Here is a 5,690-nt window from a genome sequence, read left to right as displayed (position 1 = left end):
GGGGACTCTCCTGTCGCTCACCACCGCCACCGCTGCCCGGCAGAGCACCCCCGCCCCCCGCTGGGACCAGGCGTACGCCGTCCTGCGCATCCCCCGGATCGGGCTCACCGCCCCTGTCGCCGAGGGCACCAGCAAGGGCGGGGTGCTCGACCGGGGGTACGTCGGGCACTACACCCGTACCGCGCAGGCCGGGCAGGCCGGGAACTTCGCGCTCGCCGGGCACCGCAACACCCACGGCGAGCCCTTCCGGCGCATCGACCGGCTGCGCAGCGGTGACCGGATCACCGTCGAGACCCGCGACGCCGTCTACACGTACACCGTCGGGAAACGCCTCGCCCGGACCGCGCCCTCCGACAGCGGGGTCATCGCGCCCGTGCCGCGCAGCAACATCACCACCACCGTCGGCTACAGCGAGCCCGGCCACTACCTCACCCTCACCACGTGCACCCCCGAGTTCAGCTCCCGCTACCGGCTCGTCGTCTGGGGGCAGCTCACCTCGATGCGGCCCCGCTGAAGGACCTGGGAACCCCGAAGGCCGCCCCGATCATCGTGTATAACGAAAGAGTGCCGTTCACTCCGATGGGCGGCACCTCGCAGAAGCGGTACGAGGAATCGTCCAGGGAACCGGAGGTGCACATCGTGCGGGACGCCAACGCCCTGCGCCGCGCCTTCGCCCGGCTGCTCCGGCCCGCCGGGCTCCTCCTCCTCTTCCTCACCGAGATCCTCCTCGCCGAGGGCGGCAGCCTCTCCGCCGCCGTCGCGCTCGCCGCCACCGCAGCGGCCGGTTCCGCGCTCCTCGCCTGCGCCGTCATCAGCGCCCGCTGCGCGCCCCCGGTGCCCCGCACCCGGGTCCGTACCGCCATCAGGGACCGGGAGCGGCGCACCGCCTTCCTCCCGCAACGCGACCCCGACGCCCGAGGTCGCACCAGGCCCCGGGCACCCGGGCACGCCCTCCTGACGGCCGCCGCGTAGCGCACCACCGCACCACCTTCCGTAACTGCGGTGCGCCCCCGCGCCGGTCGTCCTGCCGCCGAGCAACCACCCCGTACCTCGTCGCCTTCTGCGCAGGTACCTCCCGGCACGACGAGACCCCCGGAGGGCTCACCCATGTCCGCCTTCATGTCCGCTTTCGCGAGCCTGGTCGGCTCCCTCGCCGATCTGCTGCAGCCGCTCTTCCAGACCGCGTCCACCGCCGCCGCGATCATCCTGTTCACCGCGCTCGTCCGGCTCGCCGTCCACCCGCTCTCGCGGGCCGCCGCGCGCGGGCAGAAGGCCCGCAGCCGGCTCCAGCCGCAGATCGCCGAGCTCCGGAAGAAGCACGGCAGGAATCCCGAGCGGATGCAGAAGGCGATCATGGAGCTGCACGCCGCCGAGAAGGTGTCGCCGCTCTCCGGCTGCCTGCCGAGCCTGCTCCAGATGCCCGCGTTTTTCCTGCTCTACCACCTGTTCTCCAGCAGCTCGATCGGCGGCGAGCCCAACGCGCTGCTCAGCCACGACCTGCTCGGCGCACCGCTCGGCGGGCGCTGGCACGACGCGCTCGCGCACGGCGGGCTGTTCGGCGGGCAGGGGCTGGTCTACCTGGGGCTCTTCGTGGTCGTCGCCGCCGTCGCCGCGTTCAACTACGGACGCACCAAGCGGCAGATGGCCGCCAACCCGATGACGCCCGCCGCCGGCCCTGACGGACAGCCCGTGCCCGGGATGGGCGCGATGACCAAGCTCATGCCGCTGCTGTCCTTCTTCACCCTGATCACCGTGGCCGTCGTCCCCCTGGCCGCCGCTCTCTACGTCGTCACCACGACCACCTGGACCGCCGTCGAGCGGGCCTGGCTCTACCGCGACATGCCCCTCGCCGGTGGCGCCATGGCCACCGCGGCGTAGTCCGCGCGGCCGATGCGCCGGTCCAGTGTGTGAACGAGGTATTGCGGAGTGATCCGATCTCTTGGACGATCGGCCAAGTCCCTCGGCGGCCGCACCCCGCCGGCGGGCTCTCCACCTCGATCAAGAGGAGTTGGACCGTTGAAGCTGCTTCGAGTCGGTACGGCGGGCGCCGAGCGTCCCGCACTTCTCGACCACGACGGGACTCTGCGTGATCTGTCGGGAATCGTCCCCGACATCGACGGCGATCTGCTCGCCGACGCCTCCGCGCTCGCCCGCGTACGGGCGGCCGCCGAGACCCCAGGCCTGCTGCCCGCCCTGGACGCGACAGGGCTGCGGATCGGGCCGCCGCTGGGGCGCATCGGCAAGATCGTGTGCATCGGGCTGAACTACCACGACCACGCCGCCGAGACCGGGGCGGCCATTCCGGACGAGCCGATCCTGTTCTTCAAGGCCCCTGACACCGTCGTCGGGCCCGACGACACCGTCCTCGTACCGCGCGGCAGCCGCAAGACCGACTGGGAGGTCGAGCTCGCCGTCGTCATCGGCCGTACCGCCCGCTACCTGGGCTCCGCCGAGGAGGGGCTCGCCCATGTCGCCGGATACGCCACCGCCCACGACGTCTCCGAGCGCGAGTTCCAGATCGAGCGCGGCGGCACCTGGGACAAGGGCAAGAACTGCGAGACGTTCAACCCGCTGGGCCCCTGGCTGGTCACCGCCGACGAGGTCGACGACCCGCAGGCCCTGCCGCTGCGCCTCTGGGTCAACGGCGAGCTGAAGCAGAACGGCACCACGGCCGAGCAGATCTTCCCGGTCGGCGAGGTCGTCCGCTACCTCAGCCACTTCATGACCCTCTACCCGGGCGACATCATCAACACCGGGACGCCCGCCGGGGTCGCCATGGGGCAGCCCGAGCCCAAGCCCTATCTGAAGGCGGGCGATGTGGTGGAGTTGGAGGTGGAGGGGCTCGGCCGGCAGCGGCAGGAACTGAAGGACGCGTAGCCGGAGGGAGGGGGTGTCGTCGCTGTACGTGTACGTGACGACGCCCCCTCCCCGTACGGCCGGCTCAGGCCTCCGGCGTCGCCGCGAACTGCTCCAGCGCCTCGACCACCATCGCGTGGTCCTCGGCCTGCGGCAGGCCGGACACCGTGACCGTGCCGATCACGCCCGCGCCCTCCACCGCGATCGGGAACGAACCGCCGTGCGCTGCGTACGTGTCCGGGTCCAGGCGGGACGATTCCTCGAACGTCGTGCCCTTCGCGCGGAACCGGGTGCCGACCAGGTACGAACTCTCGCCGTACCGCTCGACCACCTTGCGCTTGCGGTCGATCCACGCGTCGTTGTCCGCGCTCGAACCCGGCAGCGCCGCGTGGAAGAGCTGCTGCGCCCCGCGCCGGATGTCGATCGCGACCGGTGCGTGCCGTTCCCGCGCCAGCCCGACCAGCAGGCTGCCCAGCGCGAACGCGTCGTCGTAGGAGAAGTGCGGGAGGGTGAGCCGGCGCTCCTGGGCGATCAGCTCGGAGATGGTGGGGGAGGTGGTGGTCATGCGCGCCGCTCCTCTGCGTCGTGGTGCGGTTCGTCGTGGTGGGGGAGGAGGATGACCGAGACGCCTTCGCGCGCCGAGCGGCGGGCGGCCTCCAGGACGTCCAGGGCCGCGGCCGCCTGGAGTGCGGTGACCGGGTTGTCGCCGGTGCCACGGATCGCCGCGGCGACGGCGGCGTAGTACGCGGGGTAGTCGCCGGGCAGCGTACGGACGGGGGTGCCGCCGCCGGTCAGCGGGGACTCGCCGGAGCCGATGCGGCCCCACAGCTCCTCCACCTCCTCGCCCCACGGCCGGCCGGCCACCGGGCGCAGCCCCTCGCGCAGGGCCGCCTCCTGCGGGTCCAGGCCGTACTTCACATAGCCCGCCGCCGAGCCGAGCACGCGAAAGCGGGGGCCGAGCTGGGCCGTGGTGGCGCTGACGTAGAGATGCGAGCGGACCCCGTTCTCGTGCGTGATCGCGATGAACGTGTCGTCGTCCGCCGCCGCACCGGGACGCCGTACATCGGACTCGGCGTACACCTGCACAGCTGCTCCGAAGAGCACCAGCGCCTGGTCGACGACATGGCTGCCCAGGTCGTACAGCAGACCGCCGATCTCGTCCGGGTCACCCGACTCGCGCCAGCCGCCCTTCAGCTGCGGCCGCCAGCGCTCGAACCGGGACTCGAAGCGCTGCACCTCGCCCAGCTCGCCGTCGGCGATCAGCGCGGCCAGGGTGCGGAAGTCGTTGTCCCAGCGGCGGTTCTGGAAGACCGAGAGCAGCAGCCCGCGCTCCTCGGCGAGGGCCGCCAGCTCGCGCGCCTCGGCGGCGGTCCCGGCGATCGGCTTGTCCACGACGACGGGGAGACCGGCCTTCAGCGCGGCCGTCGCCAGCGGGACGTGCGTCTTGTTCGGGGAGGCGATCACGACCAGGTCCAGCTCGTCCGCGCGCTCCCACAGCTCGTCCGGCGAGGCGGCGAACCGGACGTCGCCGAACGCGGCACGGGCCTCCGCCCGGCGCTCCTCGTTCGACGTGACGACCGTGTCGAGGACCAGGCCGTCGGTCGCGGAGACCAGCGGGGCGTGGAAGACGGAGCCGGCCAGGCCGTAGCCGACGAGAGCGACGCGGAGAGGGGCGTCGGAGGCGTAGGGGGTCATGCGATCCACTTAAGCAACGCTGTTGCCAAAGTGCAAGCGACCGGCACAATGGGGCGGTGAAGAGGAGTGAGCCGTGAACGGGAGCCGGACGAAAACCCAGGCCGGGGTCAACCTGCCTGCCTTGCGCCACCACAACGCCGCGCTGGTGCTGGACCTGCTGCGCGCGGCGGGGACGGAGGGCATCAGCCGACTGGAGCTCGCCGAGGGCACCGGCCTCACCCCGCAGGCCGTCAGCAAGATCACCGCCCGCCTGCGGGAGGACGGGCTCGCCGTCGGCGCGGGCCTGCGCCCCTCGACCGGCGGCAAGCCGCGCACGGTGCTGCGGCTGGTCCCCGACGCCCAGTTCGCCGTCGGCCTGCACCTCGACCGCGACGGGCTCACCGCCGTCCTCGTCGACCTCGCGGGCCGGCCGGTCGCGGTCACCACCGCACCCCTCGACCTCGGCGCCCCGGCGGAGCAGGTCCTCGCGGACGCGGCCGACGCCGTACGGGACCTGAGCGCGGCCGAACCGCGCAAGCCGGTGCTCGGGGTGGGCGTCGCGGCGCCCGGCCCGCTCGACCACCGGGACGGCGTGCTGCACCGGGTCACCGGCTTCCCGCAGTGGGACGGGTACCCGCTGCGCGCCGCCCTCGCCGAGCGGACCGGGCTGCCGGTGGTCCTGGACAAGGACACCAACGCCGCCGCCCTCGCCCTCGCTCTCGGCGGCGCGGGCGGCGGCGACTTCGCCTACCTCCACCTCGGTACGGGTCTTGGCGCGGGCCTGGTCCTCGGCGGCGAGGTGCACCGGGGGGCGCGGACGGGGGCCGGTGAGTTCGGGCACCAGACCCTCCAGCTGGACGGCCCGCTGTGCGGCTGCGGCGGGCGCGGCTGCATCGAGGCCCTGTGCCTGGCCGCCGAAGCGCGCGGCGACCGGGGCGAGGCGGCCCGGGTCCTGGGCACGGGCGCGGCGAACCTGGTCGGCCTGCTCGACATCGACCGGGTGGTCCTGGGTGGCCGGACGGTGGCCGCCGACGAGGACGCGTACGTCCGGGGCGTCCGGGCCGTGATCGAGGAGCGGGCCGCCCGGGGCGGGGCGGGCGCGGGTGTGACCGTCACGGTCGCCGGGGGCGGGGACCGGCCGGTCGCGGAGGGTGCGGCAC

7 protein-coding genes are annotated in these 5,690 nt (G+C 73.4%); 5 read left to right on the top strand and 2 right to left on the bottom strand.

Annotated features, from left to right (window positions below; translation table 11 throughout):
* The 4 genes from D3105_RS31655 to D3105_RS31640 all read left to right on the top strand — a co-directional run.
* A partial coding sequence (locus tag D3105_RS31655; RefSeq protein WP_133305735.1) for a class E sortase occupies positions 1–514 on the top strand: 514 nt, incomplete at its 5' end.
* A gap of 125 nt (positions 515–639) precedes the next feature.
* On the top strand, positions 640–972 hold the full coding sequence (locus D3105_RS31650; RefSeq protein WP_075268522.1) for a DUF6412 domain-containing protein: 333 nt from the start codon (positions 640–642) through the stop codon (positions 970–972).
* A gap of 135 nt (positions 973–1,107) precedes the next feature.
* Entirely contained in the window at positions 1,108–1,878 is a 771-nt protein-coding gene (locus tag D3105_RS31645; protein WP_118906311.1) for a YidC/Oxa1 family membrane protein insertase, read from the top strand.
* 138 nt (positions 1,879–2,016) lie between these two features.
* Positions 2,017–2,877, top strand: coding sequence for a fumarylacetoacetate hydrolase family protein (locus tag D3105_RS31640; RefSeq protein WP_118906310.1), 861 nt, complete (start codon positions 2,017–2,019; stop codon positions 2,875–2,877).
* Between the two features lie 64 nt (positions 2,878–2,941).
* On the opposite strand, the gene D3105_RS31635 is transcribed toward D3105_RS31640, so the two are convergent.
* Together D3105_RS31635 and D3105_RS31630 are read right to left on the bottom strand one after the other, a co-directional pair.
* Positions 2,942–3,421: a heme-degrading domain-containing protein gene (locus D3105_RS31635; RefSeq protein WP_118906309.1), complete on the bottom strand. Its 480-nt coding sequence runs from the start codon at positions 3,419–3,421 to the stop codon at positions 2,942–2,944.
* On the bottom strand, positions 3,418–4,551 hold the full coding sequence (locus tag D3105_RS31630) for a Gfo/Idh/MocA family oxidoreductase (protein WP_118906308.1): 1,134 nt from the start codon (positions 4,549–4,551) through the stop codon (positions 3,418–3,420). Before D3105_RS31630 ends, D3105_RS31635 begins: the two co-directional genes overlap by 4 nt.
* Positions 4,552–4,624: 73 nt before the next feature.
* On the opposite strand from D3105_RS31630, the gene D3105_RS31625 reads away from it, so the two are divergent.
* A partial coding sequence (locus tag D3105_RS31625; RefSeq protein ID WP_118906307.1) for an ROK family transcriptional regulator occupies positions 4,625–5,690 on the top strand: 1,066 nt, incomplete at its 3' end.

Source organism: Streptomyces globisporus (assembly GCF_003501885.1).
Taxonomy (GTDB): domain Bacteria; phylum Actinomycetota; class Actinomycetes; order Streptomycetales; family Streptomycetaceae; genus Streptomyces; species Streptomyces globisporus_D.
This window is presented reverse-complemented; position numbering and strand designations above follow the sequence as displayed.